The 18,304-nt window shown below is 33.3% G+C and carries 14 protein-coding genes and 1 pseudogene; 1 reads left to right on the top strand and 14 read right to left on the bottom strand.

What is annotated here, in order from left to right:
• Positions 1-15: 15 nt before the first annotated feature.
• From rpoD to RWO76_RS02155, 5 genes are all read right to left on the bottom strand, one after another.
• Positions 16-1,140 (bottom strand): RNA polymerase sigma factor RpoD, encoded by a 1,125-nt coding sequence (gene rpoD, locus RWO76_RS02135; protein WP_314354000.1) that lies wholly within the window; start codon positions 1,138-1,140, stop codon positions 16-18.
• Between the two features lie 15 nt (positions 1,141-1,155).
• Positions 1,156-2,985 (bottom strand): DNA primase, encoded by a 1,830-nt coding sequence (gene dnaG / locus RWO76_RS02140; RefSeq protein ID WP_314354001.1) that lies wholly within the window; start codon positions 2,983-2,985, stop codon positions 1,156-1,158.
• Positions 2,986-3,208: 223 nt separating this feature from the next.
• Positions 3,209-3,820 carry a 30S ribosomal protein S4 gene (rpsD, locus tag RWO76_RS02145; protein ID WP_006702788.1) on the bottom strand — a complete coding sequence of 204 codons (612 nt, stop codon included), beginning with the start codon at positions 3,818-3,820 and terminating at the stop codon, positions 3,209-3,211.
• A 210-nt stretch (positions 3,821-4,030) separates the two neighbouring features.
• Positions 4,031-4,792, bottom strand: a complete 762-nt coding sequence (locus RWO76_RS02150; RefSeq protein WP_314354003.1) for an acyl-ACP thioesterase domain-containing protein — start codon at positions 4,790-4,792, stop codon at positions 4,031-4,033.
• Between the two features lie 12 nt (positions 4,793-4,804).
• Positions 4,805-5,395 carry a hypothetical protein gene (locus RWO76_RS02155; RefSeq protein WP_314354004.1) on the bottom strand — a complete coding sequence of 197 codons (591 nt, stop codon included), beginning with the start codon at positions 5,393-5,395 and terminating at the stop codon, positions 4,805-4,807.
• Positions 5,396-5,501: 106 nt separating this feature from the next.
• Here RWO76_RS02155 and RWO76_RS02160 point away from each other — a divergent pair, with 106 nt between their 5' ends.
• Positions 5,502-6,779: a hydroxymethylglutaryl-CoA reductase, degradative gene (locus tag RWO76_RS02160; protein WP_314354005.1), complete on the top strand. Its 1,278-nt coding sequence runs from the start codon at positions 5,502-5,504 to the stop codon at positions 6,777-6,779.
• A 71-nt stretch (positions 6,780-6,850) separates the two neighbouring features.
• Here the strand turns inward: RWO76_RS02160 and RWO76_RS02165 are convergent, their stop codons facing one another.
• From RWO76_RS02165 to RWO76_RS02205, 9 genes and pseudogenes are all read right to left on the bottom strand, one after another.
• Entirely contained in the window at positions 6,851-7,378 is a 528-nt protein-coding gene (locus tag RWO76_RS02165) for an adenine phosphoribosyltransferase (RefSeq protein WP_314354006.1), read from the bottom strand.
• A gap of 2 nt (positions 7,379-7,380) precedes the next feature.
• A complete protein-coding gene (gene recJ / locus RWO76_RS02170; RefSeq protein WP_314354007.1) occupies positions 7,381-9,696 on the bottom strand; it encodes a single-stranded-DNA-specific exonuclease RecJ in 2,316 nt (771 codons plus the stop codon).
• A 17-nt stretch (positions 9,697-9,713) separates the two neighbouring features.
• Positions 9,714-10,514 carry an SDR family oxidoreductase gene (locus RWO76_RS02175; protein WP_314354008.1) on the bottom strand — a complete coding sequence of 267 codons (801 nt, stop codon included), beginning with the start codon at positions 10,512-10,514 and terminating at the stop codon, positions 9,714-9,716.
• 1 nt (position 10,515) lies between these two features.
• A complete protein-coding gene (gene rnz, locus RWO76_RS02180) occupies positions 10,516-11,442 on the bottom strand; it encodes a ribonuclease Z (protein WP_314256327.1) in 927 nt (308 codons plus the stop codon).
• An 8-nt stretch (positions 11,443-11,450) separates the two neighbouring features.
• On the bottom strand, positions 11,451-13,271 hold the full coding sequence (locus tag RWO76_RS02185) for an acyltransferase family protein (protein ID WP_314354009.1): 1,821 nt from the start codon (positions 13,269-13,271) through the stop codon (positions 11,451-11,453).
• A gap of 8 nt (positions 13,272-13,279) precedes the next feature.
• Entirely contained in the window at positions 13,280-14,590 is a 1,311-nt protein-coding gene (gene obgE / locus RWO76_RS02190) for a GTPase ObgE (protein ID WP_006702797.1), read from the bottom strand.
• 29 nt (positions 14,591-14,619) lie between these two features.
• The gene (gene glyS / locus RWO76_RS02195) at positions 14,620-16,695 is read right to left on the bottom strand and encodes a glycine--tRNA ligase subunit beta (protein WP_314354010.1); all 2,076 of its coding nucleotides are present in this window, start codon (positions 16,693-16,695) and stop codon (positions 14,620-14,622) included.
• A 32-nt stretch (positions 16,696-16,727) separates the two neighbouring features.
• On the bottom strand, positions 16,728-17,609 hold the full coding sequence (gene glyQ / locus RWO76_RS02200; RefSeq protein ID WP_040507500.1) for a glycine--tRNA ligase subunit alpha: 882 nt from the start codon (positions 17,607-17,609) through the stop codon (positions 16,728-16,730).
• 383 nt (positions 17,610-17,992) lie between these two features.
• Positions 17,993-18,304: pseudogene (locus tag RWO76_RS02205) on the bottom strand (N-acetylmuramoyl-L-alanine amidase family protein); the annotation flags it as partial.

Genomic DNA, 18,304 nt, shown 5'->3' on the forward strand with positions numbered 1-18,304 from the left:
CAGTCTCCATCAATATTAGTCTAAGAAATCTTTCAATTGTTTTGAACGACTTGGATGACGTAATTTGCGAAGTGCTTTCGCTTCAATTTGACGGATTCTTTCACGAGTAACTCCAAATACTTGGCCTACTTGTTCTAATGTACGGATTTCTCCATTTTTGTCTAGACCAAAACGTAAACGTAATACATTTTCTTCACGATCCGTTAATTGTTCTAATACTTCATCTAATTGTTCTTTTAATAATGCATAAGCTGTATGTTCAGCTGGACTTGTTGCATTATCATCTTCAATAAAGTCTCCTAAATGTGAATCATCTTCTTCCCCAATTGGAGTTTCTAACGACACTGGTTCTTGAGCAATTTTTAGAATTTCTCTTACTTTTTCAGTTGGTAAATCCATTTCTGCTCCAATTTCTTCAGGAGTAGGTTCGCGTCCTAAATCTTGTAATAGTTGTCTTTGGATACGAACTAATTTATTGATTGTTTCTACCATATGAACTGGAATACGAATAGTACGTGCTTGGTCAGCAATCGCACGAGTAATTGCTTGACGAATCCACCATGTAGCATAAGTTGAAAACTTAAATCCTTTTGTATGGTCAAATTTTTCAACAGCTTTCATTAAGCCCATATTTCCTTCTTGAATTAAATCTAAAAATTGCATTCCACGTCCTACATAACGTTTTGCAATCGAAACTACTAAACGTAAGTTAGCTTCTGCTAATTCTTGTTTCGCTTCTTGATCTCCTTGTTGAATACGTAAAGCAAGGTTTACTTCTTCATCCGCACTTAATAATGGAACACGTCCAATTTCTTTTAAATACATACGAACAGAGTCATTAATTTTTACATTTGACGATAAAGCTGTTTCGTCTTCTGTCATTTCTACTTCAGGTTCTTTTGAAGATTCTGAAGATAATTGACGACTAGTTGGTCCACCATCTGCATCTACTACACTCACACCAGCATCTTCGAATTGTTGGATTAACTTATCCATTCCTTCTGCATCTAATTCATATGGAATCGCAATTTGCGCTGATAAATCATCATATAAAATTTGCCCAAACAATTTTCGTTCTGCTAGCAATTTACTTGTAGCTTCTTTTAGCGTTTGACCATTCTTATTGTTTTCAACTGTCATCCACTATTCCTCCATTCATGATTTTTTTAATTGTTTCTGAATATTAACTAACTCCATCATCAATTGATTTGCTCTAGTAGCATCATTTGATAATTGAGCTTCTTTCATTTCTTGCATACATCTTTGATATTGTTGTTTTAAATCTTCTTTTTTTGATAAAAAGTACATTAAGTCATGAATTTCTTTTTCCGTACATTCTTCAGGCATTTCTAGCCATTCAATCATCGATAATAAATTACGATTCACTGCATCGGATTCATCTAAAAAATTCATAAATTCTTGTACAAGTAATTCTTCAAGATGCTGCTCACGATAACTTCTCAACAAAATATAAAATTGTTGATAATCTACATATGGAAATTCAAACTCTTCATTTTCTCTTGATAAATAACTCCACGCCTCCGGAGAATGTAATAGACGATACAGAAGTTGCTTTTGAGAAACTTCCATTGGACTATCCTGTGAAATTTTCATAGGACTTGCCGTCCACTCCCCTGTTGAGTGAGAAGATTGTTGCTTGAATTTTCTCTGAACAAAATTGACTTGACTAGAAAGTAATTCTCCCGAAATTCCGAACTCATCTGCTAATGATTTAATCGCAAATTCACGTTCAATAGGTTTAGAAATTTTTACTAATTCAATCGTCATTTGTTCTAAAAATTGTACTTTTTCTCGTTCAATTTCTAACCGATATTGTTTTGAAAAATATCTCTTTTTAAACTGGAAAACAGATTCTGTATGATGAGCTAATTGTTCAAGATAAGCTTCTGCACCTCTTTGTTGAATAAATTCATCTGGGTCCTTTCCAGCATCTAAAGATAAGATTGAAATCGTTAAAGCTGAATTTTCCTGTAATAATTCAATTGCCCGATTCGTTGCATCTAATCCTGCCCTATCACTGTCGTAAGCAATAATGATTTCATTTGCTACACGTGATAATATTTGGATTTGTTCTTTTGTTAAAGAAGTCCCCATCGATGCTACACCGTTTTTAGCACCAGCTTGCCAAGAAGCAATGACATCCATATATCCTTCATATAAGACAACTTGTCCGGATTTACGAATCGCTGATTTTGCTAAATCATAATTAAATAAGAACTGTCGCTTATTAAAAATAGGTGTTTCAGAACTATTTAAATATTTCGCTTCTTGTTCATCGACCATTTCCTCATCATTAGGTAAAATCCGACCAGAAAAAGCAATCACTTTTCCTTGCTCATTACGAAGCGGGATCATAATTCTATGATAAAAACGATCGATAAAATCATCATTTCTTGCAATGAATAGTCCTGATTCTTCCATTTGTTGAGGTGTTAATGGGATTTGTTTAATCAAATTCGTCACATAAGTGCGATCTTTTAATGCTAGTCCCATTTTAAAGGTTTGAATCGTCTCTAGTGTATATCCTCTATGTTGAAGATACTCTAAAGCTTTTTCACCGCCACGTGTTTGTAATAACACATGTTGATAAAACTCAGCAGCTTTTTCATGAGCTGTTATTAGCGGTTGATGAGTATCTTGAACCGATGGTCGAGAACTCAAATATTTATTTTCAAATGGGATTTGAGCTAATTCTGCAACTTTTGCTACGGATTCAACAAAAGAAAGTCCTTCAATTTCCGAAATAAATGAAAAAACAGTTCCTCCTCTACCACAACTAAAGCAATGATAGATTTGTTTTTCCTCAGTTACTGAAAATGAAGGTGTCCGTTCATCATGAAAAGGACAATGGCCAAAATAGTTCTTCCCTCGTTTTTTCAAAGAAACATACTGACTTACAATATCGACAATATTTACTTGCGATTGAATCTGATTCAGCGTTTCTTCAGGAATGACTTGACTCATAAACTGCCTCCTTTTCCCGAAATATTAAGGAACTTTTCCTTTTACACCTAATATCCCTAATGATACAGGATATATATTATCATCAATTGAAAATTGTTTCAACTAATTTAGCTTTTCTATTATAAAAAATTTCATTCTATTTTAACTGAAATTTAAAATATAAAAAACTCAAGAATCGCTACTATTTTAACGATTCTTGAGTTCGATAAATCTAGGAATAATCCTAGCCTAATTTGTTATAATATTCAACGATTAATGATTCGTCAACATCAGATGTTAACTCATCACGTAATGGTAGACGGTTTAATGAACCTTCTAATTTTTCTTCATCAAATGTAACAAATTCTGGACGTCCATATAAAGATTCTAAAGATTCTTTAATGATTGTTAAGTTACGTGATTTTTCACGAACACCAACAACATCTCCAACTTGTACTTGGAATGAAGGGATATCTACACGTTTACCATTTACAGTAACGTGACCGTGGTTTACTAATTGACGAGCTTGACGACGAGTTGAAGCTAATCCTAAACGGTAAACTACGTTATCTAAACGTTGTTCTAGAAGGATCATGAAGTTTTCACCATGTTTACCTTCTTTAATTTTGCCAGCTTTTTTGAATAAAGTAGCAAATTGACGTTCGTTCATACCATACATATGACGTAATTTTTGTTTTTCTTGTAATTGTTGACCATACTCAGATAATTTACTACGGTTATTTGGTCCGTGTTGACCTGGTGCGTATGGACGACGAGCGATTTCTTTTCCTGTTCCTGAAAGTGAAATGCCTAAACGACGAGATAACTTCCAGCTTGGTCCAGTGTAACGTGACATTGAACATTCCTCCAATAATAAAAAATTTTTTTTGGAGTAAAATAATTGCGAAACAGTAGATTCGTGCAGTCTCTACTAGGGTTCACCTTTGCAGCCGTGGTTACTACCTTCCTCTTAATGGATAGGACTGTTGACGAGCTTCTCTTATTTCTGCTGCATATTTTACACAAAAATTATTGTATCAGATGTTTGAATAAAATGCAAACTATTTTATACGATTTCTTCCCATTTCATTTGAATATTCGCACATCGATTTCCATCCTGCGAAATTAAATGATACGTTTGTCTTCTCTCTTGACTTTCTAATGTATTTTCTTCCCATAAAGTCGAACATGAAATCGTTGATTCTGGTAATACTTCTTTTTCATATTTAATCACAACTTGTTTCAACTGATGATCCTCTAAAAACTCCATTCCTAATTCACTAAAAGCAAAATCAAAGTAACGAGCATTATTGACGTGGAGATTAGCATCAATATCATTAATTCGTATTTTGTATTCTCCCGTTGTAGCATCTGAAAAATCTTTTTTAGGAATTCGAGTTGCTTTTCTCATTTCTTTTCCAATAGATAGTGGATATTCCAACACAATTTCTTCATCTATTGAAACAATTTTGCGTGCCTTCATATCAAGCATTGCAAATGTCGTGATACATTTAAACAACTCTTCTCTTTCTTTTGAAAGAATACGATATTCACGGTAAGTAAAAAATTTATTATAGCTAATCGCTTGTGTTTCAATGATAACTTCTTCATCTACTTTTGGCATACGCTGAATCTCAATTTCGTGTTGAATCACGATCCATGTATAGCCTTTTTCATAAATTAAGTTTGGATTTTGTAATTGTTGTTGTTGCTTTCTAGAAGCTAACATCATCATTCCTAGAGCTTGGCTTAATAACAAATTTCCTTTCCAATCACATTCATAAGGAAGAATTGTACGCTCTATTTGGCAAATTACGTCAACCGTCATAGCAGCCTCCTATTAATTCCAAATATCTTCACTATTTTCATTTAATACCGATACAATTTCTCCTTTATGGAAAATCACAATTGTATCTGTTGGTAAATGCATCATATCATAAAAACTAGGATAATCCGGGAAAATTTCATAAGCTTTTGCTCCTGATAATGGTTGAGATTCAATTTCTTGATCCACAGGTGCTACATACCATGTTTCATCATCAAAACGATGCGCATAAAAATCTTCCACTTCAAATGTATGATTTGCAATAATAACAGGACTATCAAAACGGAATGGAACTAACTTTCCTAATGTTTTCGTACGTTTCCCTGCTTTAAATGTTTTTTGAACAATTTCTAAGAAATAACTACAATCTGTAATCCATTCCTCTAATTGTTTTTGTTCATAATTTGGAACGCAAACATGATACTCATTTTTAATGGACACCACTTTAATATTTCCATAATGAATTGGAATCAATTGATTTAATTCTTCTAAATTTTCTTCAAAATACTCTTCTACAATCGTTAATAAATCTTCTGCTTCTTTTTGGTAAGCCTCTTTGGCTTCTACAATAAATAAACGTTCTTGAATTGTTCTTGTAAATTTCATTTCATCACTCCTTGTATTCTAGTATACAGTATTTGAAACATTTTTTCTTGTATCTTCCCCTCATACTAATAAATTTGTTATACTAGAGTCACTAAGGGGGCTTATTATGAACGAGCATTTATTTTATAAATTTTATCAAAAAACACCGCTAGAAAGAAAAAATATTTTAACAAACGTATCTCATTTATCAGATGAAAAAAAATCAAACTTATTAACTGGATTTAACTTACCAGAATCTGTAGCAAATCAAATGATTGAAAATCAAATCGGACTATATGACTTACCACTTGGAATTGTTCCTGAAGTTACCGTAAATGGTAAAACTTATACTGTTCCTATGGTAACAGAGGAACCTTCCGTCATCGCTGCAGCAAGTAATGGTTGTAAAATCATTCATCGTTCTGAGGGATTTACTACTACTCAAGAAAAGAGAGAAATGATTGGTGAAATTGCAGTCTATGATTCCCCATATTCTATAGAACAAATAGAGAAAAAACTTTCAAAGGAAATCGAATATTTATTTACTATTGCTCATGAAGCTCACCCTTCTATTGTCAAACGTGGTGGTGGAATCCAAAAGATTTGGGTAGAAGAAAAACAACATCCAAATCATACGTTTTATGTATTTTATATTTCTGTAGATACAAAAGAAGCAATGGGGGCAAATATTTTAAATACGATTTTAGAAGCCTTAGTTTCTCCTATCGAAACTTTTACGAATGGAACTTGTATTATGGCAATTTTATCGAATTTAGCAACTCATTCTGTTGTCACGACTACTTGTCGAATTCCATTCGAACAATTAGAAACAAAGACAATCTCAGGTGAAGAAATTGCCCGTAGAATTGAAATTGCTAGTGAACTATCCCAAGTCGATCCTTATCGAGCTGCTACTCATAATAAAGGAATTATGAATGGAATTGATGCAGTTGTTATTGCAACTGGAAATGATTGGCGAGCGATTGAAGCTGGGGTACATGCATATGCAAGCTTATCAGGAGCTTATCAACCTTTTAGTGAATGGTTCATCCGTGATGATAAGGAATTAGTAGGAACATTAAGTATTCCAATGCCTATCGGAACAGTTGGTGGTTCTATAGCGATTCATCCTGCTGCTCAATTTGCTCATGAATTATTAATGAATCCATCCGCTAAAGAATTAGCCGCAATTATTGCTTCTATTGGTTTAGCACAAAATTTTGCCGCATTAAAAGCATTAGTAACCGATGGGATTCAAAAAGGACATATGAATTTACAAGTAAAATCTCTAGCTTTAACGGCTGGAGCAACAGAAGAAGAAATTCCACAAATTATCCAATTACTGAAAGAACAAAAACATTTAAATTTAGAAACCGTACAAAAAATATTAGAAAGCATTAGATAAGTATAAAAGCCATGAGATTCGCAAATGCGAATATCATGGCTTTCGTTACTACTTCAGAAAAATCTATTTCTTTATCTTTCGTCTTCAGTGTATTCCATCAATGTAAAGATGTCATATTCTTCGATTTTTTCACGGCCTTTTAAGTCTGTTAATTCCACTAAAAATGCTAAACCAACAACTTCTCCGCCTAATTTTTCAACTAATTTAGCACATGCATCCATTGTTCCACCTGTTGCTAATAAGTCATCACAAATTAATACTTTTTGTCCTGGTTTTACTGCGTCTTTATGTAAATGCAATTCTGCAGTACCATATTCTAAATCATATTCTACAGAAACTGTTTCACGAGGTAATTTTCCTTTTTTACGTGCTGGTGCAAAACCAATTCCTAATTCATATGCAACAGGACATCCAACGATAAATCCACGAGCTTCAGGACCAACAATCATGTCAGCTCCTCTACTTTTCGCATAGTCTACAATTTGTTGTGTCGCATATTGATATGCTTTCCCATCTGCCATTAAAGGTGAAATATCTCTAAAAATAATACCTTCTTTAGGGTAGTTTGGTACACTTGCAATGTAATTTTTTAAATTCATTTTTATTCCTCCATATTTGTCAGCCAATTTGTTAATTCGGAAAATTGACTATAGATAAATACTCTTTCGAGCCAAAGTTCTTCTTGCAATTGTTTCATTAAAGATGACTGCATTAAATCCATAGATGTGGAATCTGGATTTAAACTTAAACAGCCGTTTTCTATTATAACAAATTTTAATTCAAAAAACACTTTTAAAATTACTTTAAATTGATCTAATGGAATTTTTAAATAATTTGCTAATTCTCCAGTTTTTTCATTATAGGGGACATTTGAATGTGTTTTTAAATATTGATAAACTGCCACAAATCTTTCCCTTGTCGGAATCCCCATTGTCATAATAGATTTTTGAGTATATGCTATAATATACATTTTTTGCGTATACGAATGTTTACGAAATTCTTGAATGACTTCTTTAGATTGCGGACAATCAAATAATACAATCGATTCAAAATCCTCTTGTTTTTCTTCTTTTATCCATTCTTCCATTGAAAAGACTTTAGAACTTGTATCAATTCTTTCACTCACTAATGGTTTTAGAGCATCTCTTTCAACTAAATAAACTGCCTTCTTCACTGATAAATGTTCTGGTCGAATTTTATTTGTACGCCAATCAAAAATTAACGCATCTTTAACAGCAATATCTTTTAACATTAATTGAGGTAAACGGTTTTGTTGCCATTCATTAATTTCTAAAGTTCCAATGACTTCAATCTCTGCTTGAAGATTTAAGCTATCTGCCCATTCTCCTTTATTAAAAATTAAAGCCTGTAACTGATTCTGTTCAGAATTCAACGTTAATTTTAAATGCTGCTGTTGAGCTCCAATCTTTTGTTTTTGACCTACTAATATATTACTAATTTTAAAAATCGGTTCAGCATTATTCGTTCCATATGGTTTTAATGCTTGAAGAGAATCGATAAACTCAACATTTACTTGTGAAAGTGATAATGCTTCTTCGATAGGAATTACTTTTTCATCTTCCAACAATTCGGGATGCTGTTTCGCATAAGTTTCAATAGCTTCCATAAACCCTGGTAACATCACTGTTTCGACACTTAGTCCAGCAGCCATATGATGGCCTCCAAATTTAGCTAAAGACTCTTGGCAATAAGATAGTGCATCATAGAGATTAAACTGAGCGCAAGATCTTGCAGAACCTTTTGCCATTAATCCATCTGATTGAATTCCTAAAATAATCGTCGGTTTTTGTAATTGTTCGACGATTCGACTCGCAACAATTCCTAATACACCTTCATGCCAATTAGATTGAGCTAATACTAACACTTTGTGATCTATTTGAGCTTTGGCCAATTCCAATGCTTCAGCTGTAATATCATCTACAATTTGTTTTCTCTTAGCATTTTCTTGTTGCATTAAAGTCACAACTTCTTGAGCGACTTCATCATCAAAAGTTGTAAATAAAGCAACTCCTGGAGTCGCATCTCCAAGTCTTCCAAGAGCATTTAAACAAGGACCTACTTGAAACCCTATTGTTTTTTCATCTATTGAACCAGGAGTTAATTGTAATTCTTGAAATAAATAACTTAACCCAATTCGCTCCGTTTGATTTAATTGTTGCAAGCCTAATTTTACTAAACTACGATTTTCATCCGTTAAGCTAACTAGATCTGCAATTGTTCCAATACAGGCAATTTCTGCTAATTCAACAGGAAGTTCTCCTAATAATGCATGTGCTAATTTAAAAGCAACTCCTGCTCCAGATAAATCTCCAAATGGATACTCACCATCTGGATGGCGAGGATGAATCACTGCATAAGCTTTAGGGAGAACAGGAGGAATCTCATGGTGATCTGTTACAATAACATCACATTGTTGACTCATTGCCCATTCAACACTTTCATGAGCAGCAATTCCACAGTCAACCGTTATAATTAAAGATACTCCTTTTTCAAGATACTCTTCAAAAATACGGATATTCGGACCATATCCATCTATAAAACGATTTGGCAAATAATATTCTACTTGTGCACCCATCATTTCTAATGTTTCGTATAATACTGCAGTACTAGTAATACCATCAGCATCATAGTCCCCGAATATTAAAATACTTTCATCCGTTTCAATCGCTTGTTGAATACGTTGAATCGCTTTTTCCATATCATACATTAAATATGGATCATGCCATAATGTCGGTGAAGATGATAGAAATTCTTGAATTTGTTCCTCAGTTTGATATCCTCTTCTCCTACAAATTTGAATCAATAAAGGAGAAAGTCCTAATACTTTCGCAATTTCTTTTGAACTTTCCTCTATTTCATTATTGACTAAATCCCATTTAGCATTTGCAAAAGACATCCTATCACCTCCAGAACTTATTTTTTATTAAATAATTTTAAAATACTCATGTCTCCAATTTTTGGGAAACAGAAGTTTAATTTTGCTGCCAGATTCATACTATACGGTACATTCACTTCTCTTTTTTGAAATTTCATTCCTCGAACAATTTTTCTTGCAACTTCCTCACTTGTTAAAACATACCTAGACACACTTGCTAAATATTTTCCTGTTGGTTCTGCTTTTTCAAAAAATTGAGTAGCAATTGGTCCAGGATTGACCGTCATTACATGAATGCCTTGTTCTTTTAATTCTAATCGTAAAGCATTGGAATAACCTAACACTCCAAATTTTGAAGCTGAATAAACCGAAGTTTTTGGAGTTGCTGTTTTTCCAGCTTGAGAAGCAATTTGTACGAACATTCCTGATTTTTTCTGAATAAATTTAGGAAGATATTTCTGAGTGATTTGAATTAAAGTATATAAATTCAATTGTAACATTTCTTCAATTTCTTCTTTTGATAAATCAACGGCTTGTTTTAAATAGCCTCTACCTGCATTATTAATGACAATATCGACATCAATGGATTGAATTTTTTCTAATAGTAATTCTACTTCAACTGCATTCGATAAATCACAAGCATAATAATAGACGGGTTGATTTGTCCATTGTTGACAAGTGTTGGCTACTTGCTTTAAGACTTCCTCACGTCTTGCCACTAATATTAAACCGGCTTGTTGTTTGGCACATTCATAAGCTAATTGTTCGCCTAAGCCTCCACTAGCTCCTGTAATCAATACCATTTTCCCATTTATTGAAAACTGTTCACGTTTTACCATATTAATTTCTTCCAATCGTAAATGTATCAAAATCTTTAACTACTTTTGTTTGTGGGAATACTTTACGAGCTTCCTGTTCTAATTGACTCACTTGATGCCCTAAATAACGCGCACTAATATGAGTTAAATACAATTGTTGAACATTCGCTTCTAAAGCAATCGTTGCCGCTTGTTTACTTGTTGAATGGAAATGTTGACGAGCAGTTTTTTCTTTATCCGCTTCATAAGTAGCTTCATGAACAAGAACATTAGCATTTTGCGCTAAAGTAATACTTTTTGGAGTAAATCTTGTATCTCCACAGATTACAACAACACGTCCCTTAATATCCTCGCTCACATAGTCTTTTCCATCAATGACACGACCATCCTCTAAAGTAACAACTTCCCCACGTTTTAATCGACCAAAGACAGGACCAAATGGGACTCCTATAGCTCTTAATTCTTCTGCCTTTAACTCACCAATTTGGTCAGATTCTGTAATTCGAAATCCATAAGAAGGAATTCCATGTTCTAACTTCATCGCTTCTACTCTGAATTGTTGATCAGAAAATAATACTCCATCCTCTTCAAATTCCACAACTTTCAATGGATAGCCCAATTTCGAATAAGAAACAGAAATACTCGCATCAATAAAACGTTTAATGCCTTTTGGCCCATAAACGATTAATTCATCTTCTCCACCTTGGAATGATCGACTAGTTAATAAGCCTGGCAACCCAAAAATATGATCTCCATGAAGATGGGTAATAAATATTTTTTTAATTTTTCCTGGTCGAATGGTTGTATTTAAAATTTGTTGTTGCGTTGCTTCTCCACAATCAAATAACCAAATTTCATTTCTTTCATCTAATAGTTTCAAAGCGATTGACGAAACATTTCTCATTTTTGCTGGAACCCCAGCACCTGTACCTAAAAATTGTAATTCCATAATGGCTCCTAACTACCTCTTAATGTTTGATAAATCATTTTTGCAATCCACAAACCTTGTTGATGTGCCCCAGTTGTATTTACGATAGACGCTTTTTCATAAAACCAATCTGGATGTGTACTTGATTCAGATTTCCAATCAATATAATGAACATTTGAATATTTTTGTGCCAAACTTTCAGAAATATGATTAATTTCTTGTTGCCAAGTGCGATTAATCGTATTTGACACTAAGAAGATTTGTTTGTCCATACCAATATTTTTTAAAACAGCATCTAATTGTCCTTTAGTATATGCTCCATTACTTCCTACCATTAATACAATGATATCCCCTAATTGTTTTTGTTCTTTCAATTGGTCAATCATTGCTCCTAATTCAAATACTTGAAGATCTCTATTTGCACTAATTACTGCATTTGGATATAATGTCGGAATTTCTTGTGCCATTGCTAATAACATCGTATCTCCAATAAATGTAATAGAAGTATTTGAACTAAAGACTGTTTCTTCTCTACTAAGTCCTTGAATATTATTAATCGTTTTAACAACTTTCTTATCAGTATTACGTGTGTTTTGTGACAAGGATTCACTTGCCAATATTACTTCTTGTAAAGCTGATTCTTGAGCTGATAATCTCGGACTTGCTTGAATAAATCCAATCAATAAAATCAATACAACTGCAGCACTATAAACCATTTTTACAGTTCTACGAGTCGAATGAGTCCATCGTGCAGATAATTGATTCATCACTTCAGAGAATTTCCCTTTTTCAAACAATTGATACCAAAGTTCCCCTAAAATAACTAATAACACAATTTCTACAATTCTATGTAAAACAGGCGTAGAACTTGTATCACCAATTTTTGCTTGGTATAAAACCGATAAAGGTAAATACCATAAGTAATAAGAAAGACTTCTTCTTCCAATAACTGTTAAAGGCTTTAAACGGAAAAATAATGATGTTACTGATTTAGGATGCAATGAAATCATTATTAAAGTAGCCACAATTACATCAAAGATAAACATTCCACCTCTAAATGTTAAATGACTATGCTCTTTCATTATAAATAAGCTTAGAACTAATAATACAATTGGTACAAAACGAATGACTGACTCATAACGATATTTTTGAATATATTCCCCATAAAATCTTTGAATTGGAAATAATAAGGCTACAACTGCTCCTGTTAAAACAGAAAAAGCTCGTGTGTCTGTACCATAGAAAATTCTTAAAAAGTGAACATTTGAAAAATCTTTTGTAATCATTAATAAAACAGAAGCTACTAAAAGAGCTAGCACTACCTTTTGTAACACTTGATGTTTTTTAATCATCACACTTAAAAATACAAATAAAATTGGCCACAATAAATAATATTGAACTGCTAATGACATATACCATAAATGAGAAAATGGCGATTGCGTTAATACCGTTATCGCATGATCATTTTCCTGAATAATTTGCCACCAGTTATTCATAAAAAATAAATTGGAAACCATCGTACTTCTTAAATTCACTAAGAGTTCCCTTTGAAATAGCAATAAATAAAAAATTACTGCTACTATCATCGCAAAAGTTGGAATAATAATTCGTTTTAATCTTTTCGTTAAAAATGACTTTAATGGTACTTTTCCATTTTTCATTAAAGAATCCATTAGACTAGCAGTCATAAAATAACCTGATAATAGTAAAAAGATATTTAATCCTAGAAATCCACCTGGAATACGGTAAGCCATCATTTGATGGCCTACTATACTCATAATCGCAATGGCTCTTAAACCATCAAAAGCTGCGATATAATCTCGTTTTTCAATTTCAGTTCTATCAATCATGACATCACCTAATCGACAAACTCAAAGACAAATTTACGAATTCTAACCATATCTCCATTTTCCGCACCTTGACTACGTAAGGCAGCGTCGACACCCATTCCACGTAATTGACGTGAAAAACGCATCACAGATTCATCATGTTCCATATTCGTCATTAAGAATAATTTTTCTAGTTTTTCTCCATATAATACCCATGTACCATCAGGATCTCTTGTAATATCAAATGGACGTTCTTCTTCTTCCAATCCATAAACCATATGAGTTTGAGCTTCTTGTACTTCATCTAATGGGAAGAATTCTGTTTCTTCTAATATTTCTGCTGTTCTTGCTAGTAGTGCTTGTAACCCATCTTTACGATAAGCAGAAATCGGGAAAATTTCAGGCATTTCTTGACCATCTGGTAAGTTTTCTTGTAAATCTTTTTTAAATTGTTCTAATAATTCTTCAGACTGTGGCTGATCCATTTTATTTGCAACAATAATCATTGGACGTTCTAGTAATCTTAAATGATAAGAACCTAATTCTTGCATAATCACTTGATAATCTTCGTAAGGATTTCTTCCTTCCATTGAAGCCATATCAATGACATGTAGTAATACTTTTGTACGTTCAATATGTTTTAAGAAATGGATTCCTAAACCAACACCCATATGAGCTCCTTCGATTAATCCAGGAAGGTCGGCTACAACAAATTGCTCACCGTTTGGAGCTTGTGTCATCCCTAATTGTGGATTTAAAGTTGTAAAATGATAATCTGCAATTTTTGGTTTTGCGCTAGAAATTACCGATAATAAAGTTGATTTTCCTACAGATGGAAATCCAACTAACCCAACATCTGCTAATACTTTTAATTCTAATTCAATTTCAAATTCTTCTCCTGGTTCTCCATTTTCAGCAATATCTGGAGCTGGATTTTTATGAGTAGCAAAGCGAATATTTCCACGGCCTCCACGACCACCCTTAGCTACTACTACTTCTTGATCTACTTCGACTAAGTCTGCAATCAATTCTTTTGTTTGAGCATTACGAACAATCGTTCCAGCAGGTACTTTAACAATTAAGTCATCTGCTCCACGACCATACATACTTTTACTCATCCCATTTTCACCAGGTTTTGCCTTAAAATGACGTTTGTGACGGAAATCTAATAAAGTTCTAAGTCCTGAATCGACTTTAAAAATGACACTACCGCCTCGTCCGCCATCTCCACCAGCAGGACCTCCATCTGGGACGTATTTTTCTCTTCTAAATGCTACCATACCGTTACCACCGTCTCCGGCTTTCACCCATATCGTCGCACGATCATAAAAAACTGCCATTAGGATTTACTCCTTTCTTATTTTAGTGACTATTTAACAATTAACTCTGTGAAGTCAGCAAACTCTAAAATCATTAGTGCTAATTCACGTAAGAAACGTAAACGATTTGTACGAATTTCTTCATTATCGACCATGACCATATTTTCATTAAAGAATTCATGAATTTTTGGAGTAATCGATGCAAATGCTGAAAATTTTTCTTGAGCTGAATAGTTCTCGAAGTCTTTTCTTAAAGTAGCAATTGATTCTACTAATTGACGTTCACTTTCTGTCTCAACTTTATCTAATGAGTATTCTGAAGAATGACGAGCTTCTGCAAATCCTTTTGAACTAATATTAATCACTCGGTTTAATGCTTCAGTAATATCTTTGATTGCCGCTTTAGATACTTCTTTTTCTAACACAGCTACAGCTTTCATTTGTTCTGGTACACTCTTAGAGTTAGAATTCAATACCGCTTCAATAATATCATGACGTTTTGTTACTGTAGTCATTCTTTGAGCAAGTCTTTCAAGAATAAATCCTAAAACGAATGCTTGTACATCTTCTTTTTTATCTTCTAAAAATTCAACATAATCTAAACCTAATAATAATTTTGCAAATTCTTCAATTTCTAAATGCCAATCAAAAGCTTCAACAATTTGCACTAATCCCATTACTTGACGACGTAATGCATAAGGGTCGTTTGAACCTGTTGGTAACATACCAGCAGCTGTAAAGCTTAAAAATGTATCTAATTTATCTGCAATCGCTAATAATGCTCCTGGTACTGATGAAGGTAATTCACCATCAGCACTAATTGGCATGTAATGTTCACGAATTGCTCTAGCTACTTCTGGAGTTTCTCCATAATTTTTCGCATAAATTTCACCCATAATTCCTTGTAATTCAGGGAATTCACCAACCATATTCGTTACTAAGTCAAATTTATAAATTTCAGCTGCACGTTGAGCTGTTTCAACATCTTGTGCATCTAAGTTTAATTCATTTGCAATACGCCCTACTAATAATTGAACACGATTCATTTTTTCAGTCATTGAACCAATTTTCGCATGGAAGTTTAATGTTTCTAATTTCTTCAAGAAAGCTGTCATTGGAACTTTTTTATCTTCTTCATAGAAGAATAAAGCATCTTCTAGACGAGCTGTTAATACTTTTTGATTTCCTTTTGCCACATTTTCAATCATGTAGTCATTTCCATTACGTGCAGAAATGAAATAAGGTTGTAATTCACCTTGTGCATTGTATACTACAAAATAACGTTGATGTTCTTTCATAGAAGTTACTAATACTGGTTCTGGAACGACTAAATATTTTTCATCAAATGTTCCAGCAAAAGCTGTTGGATATTCTAAAATAGAGCTTACTTCTTCTAATAATTCTTCATCAATTGGAACTATCCAAGCATTTTTAGCCGCTAACTCTTCAATTTGTTTACGAACTAATGCTTTTCTTTCATCTTGATTTACAATTACAAATTGTTCAGCTAAAGCTTGTTCATATTGCTCTGGAGTTGCAATCTCAGTATCTTTTCCTAAGAAACGATGTCCTCTTGAAACTCGTCCAGCTTTTACATCTAATACTTGAATTTCTTCAATGACTTCTTCTCCATATAAAGCAACAATCCAGTGAATTGGACGTAAATATTCAAACGTATGATCAGCCCAACGCATTGTAACTGGGAATTTCATATCGGTAATAACTGAAGATAATTTCTTAACAACTTCTTTTGTTGATTTACCTTGTAATAATTGTTTAACGTGGATATATTCTACATCTTTAATGGTTTCTACGTAAATATCGTCTGTTGTTAAACCTTTTCCACGAACAAATCCTTCAGCAGCTTTTGTCCATGCGCCATCTTTTTTTGCAATTGCTAGAGATGGACCTTTGAAAATTTCAACACGGTCTTCTTGCTCTTCTTCTAATCCATTTACACGAACTGCTAATCTTCTTGGTGTTGCAAAAGCTTCTACAGATTCAAATGATAAGTTTTCTTGTTTGAAAAATTCTTCCACACGAGTCGCTAATTGTTCTGAACTTGTACGAACATATTGCGCTGGTAATTCTTCTAAACCAATTTCTAATAATAATGATTTTGTCATAATTGTCCTCCTAATGTTACTAGCCTATCCTATTAGTCTTTCAATAATGGGAATCCTAAAGATTCTCTTTCAGCTACGAATGTTTTAGCAATGGTACGTGCCATTTTACGAATACGACCTAAAAATCCTGCACGGTCTGTCGCAGAAATAATGCCACGTGCATCCATTAAGTTAAAGGCATGAGAGCATTTTAATACACAGTCATAAGCTGGGTGAACAAGACCTTTTTCCATTAGGATTGTTGCTTCTTTTTCATATTCAGTAAATAATTGCATTAATAATTCAGGATTACTTTCTTCAAATGCATATTTAGAATGTTCAAATTCTGGTTGTTTGAAAATATCTCCATATTTTACATCGCCAGTCCACACTAAATCATATACACTTTCTACTTCTTGGATGTAAGAAGCTAAACGTTCTAAACCATAAGTAATTTCACTTGTTACTGGGTGACATTCTAATCCCCCTACTTGTTGGAAGTATGTAAATTGAGTGACTTCCATTCCATCTAACCATACTTCCCATCCAAGACCAGCACAGCCTAATGATGGATTTTCCCAGTTATCTTCAACGAAACGAATATCATGTTCTAATGGGTCAATCCCTAATGCAATTAAACTTCCGATATATAACTCTTGAATGTTTTCAGGAGATGGTTTCATCACAACTTGGAATTGATGATGTTGGAATAAACGGTTTGGATTTTCACCATAACGACCATCAGCTGGACGGCGAGATGGTTCTACATAAGCAGCATTCCATGGTTCTGGTCCAATCGCACGTAAAAAAGTATATGGACTCATTGTTCCAGCACCTTTTTCAGTATCATAAGCTTGTAATAATAAACAGCCTTGATTTGACCAATAATTTTGTAATGTTAAAATAATTTCTTGTACTGTTAATTTTTTTGACATAGTATTCCTACTTTCTATAATTTTTATGACAGGATAAAATTCATCTAGAATCTCTTATTGTAAAACGAAGTCTTTCCTCCTTTTTCCTATAAAAAAATCCCTATGTACACTAAAAAAGCATACATAGGGACGATTCATCGCGGTTCCACCCTAATTTCTTAGAAAACTCTAAGCTTCATTGTTGATTGACTCCAATGCGCCACTATTAATTCTCTATCAAACGGATTCCACCTAGCCCGCTCTCTCTATACATATCTAGAATTAAAGTCTCATTTTCAACATCATATTTACTGCATTAATATTACTGATTTTTCCTTCAAAAGTCAAGTTTCACCTTATTTATACGTATTAAATAGTTCATTAGCACATTGGATTTTTCATTTCTATTTTTTAGGGATGTTTATTAACCACACTCCATTACTATCTACAGTATAACCATCTGGAGTTACAGTATTTATTAATAGTTCACCATTTGAATTAGAGTAATACCATTGATTACCATCTTTAATCCATCCGATTTTCATTTCTCCAGAGGTAGCTAAATAATACCATTTATTATTTTCTCTCAACCAACCAGTTCTCATTTCTCCAGACTGGGATAGATAATACCATTGATTACTATCTTTTAACCAACCCGTTTTCATTTCTCCAGATTGAGATAGATAATACCATTGATTATTATCTTTTAACCAACC

Source organism: uncultured Granulicatella sp. (genome assembly GCF_963521425.1).
Lineage (GTDB): Bacteria > Bacillota > Bacilli > Lactobacillales > Aerococcaceae > Granulicatella.

What these genes read in the sequence shown, in the direction of transcription:
- RWO76_RS02160 (WP_314354005.1), top strand. Translation starts at nt 5,502, where the DNA reads ATGAACGAGCATTTATTTTATAAATTTTATCAAAAAACACCGCTAGAA.
- glyQ (WP_040507500.1), bottom strand. Translation starts at nt 17,609, where the DNA reads ATGTCAAAAAAATTAACAGTACAAGAAATTATTTTAACATTACAAAAT.
- RWO76_RS02165 (WP_314354006.1), bottom strand. Translation starts at nt 7,378, where the DNA reads ATGAATTTAAAAAATTACATTGCAAGTGTACCAAACTACCCTAAAGAA.
- RWO76_RS02155 (WP_314354004.1), bottom strand. Translation starts at nt 5,395, where the DNA reads ATGAAATTTACAAGAACAATTCAAGAACGTTTATTTATTGTAGAAGCC.
- glyS (WP_314354010.1), bottom strand. Translation starts at nt 16,695, where the DNA reads ATGACAAAATCATTATTATTAGAAATTGGTTTAGAAGAATTACCAGCG.
- recJ (WP_314354007.1), bottom strand. Translation starts at nt 9,696, where the DNA reads ATGTCTTTTGCAAATGCTAAATGGGATTTAGTCAATAATGAAATAGAG.
- RWO76_RS02175 (WP_314354008.1), bottom strand. Translation starts at nt 10,514, where the DNA reads ATGGTAAAACGTGAACAGTTTTCAATAAATGGGAAAATGGTATTGATT.
- rpsD (WP_006702788.1), bottom strand. Translation starts at nt 3,820, where the DNA reads ATGTCACGTTACACTGGACCAAGCTGGAAGTTATCTCGTCGTTTAGGC.
- dnaG (WP_314354001.1), bottom strand. Translation starts at nt 2,985, where the DNA reads ATGAGTCAAGTCATTCCTGAAGAAACGCTGAATCAGATTCAATCGCAA.
- obgE (WP_006702797.1), bottom strand. Translation starts at nt 14,590, where the DNA reads ATGGCAGTTTTTTATGATCGTGCGACGATATGGGTGAAAGCCGGAGAC.
- RWO76_RS02185 (WP_314354009.1), bottom strand. Translation starts at nt 13,271, where the DNA reads ATGATTGATAGAACTGAAATTGAAAAACGAGATTATATCGCAGCTTTT.
- rnz (WP_314256327.1), bottom strand. Translation starts at nt 11,442, where the DNA reads ATGGAATTACAATTTTTAGGTACAGGTGCTGGGGTTCCAGCAAAAATG.
- rpoD (WP_314354000.1), bottom strand. Translation starts at nt 1,140, where the DNA reads ATGACAGTTGAAAACAATAAGAATGGTCAAACGCTAAAAGAAGCTACA.
- RWO76_RS02150 (WP_314354003.1), bottom strand. Translation starts at nt 4,792, where the DNA reads ATGACGGTTGACGTAATTTGCCAAATAGAGCGTACAATTCTTCCTTAT.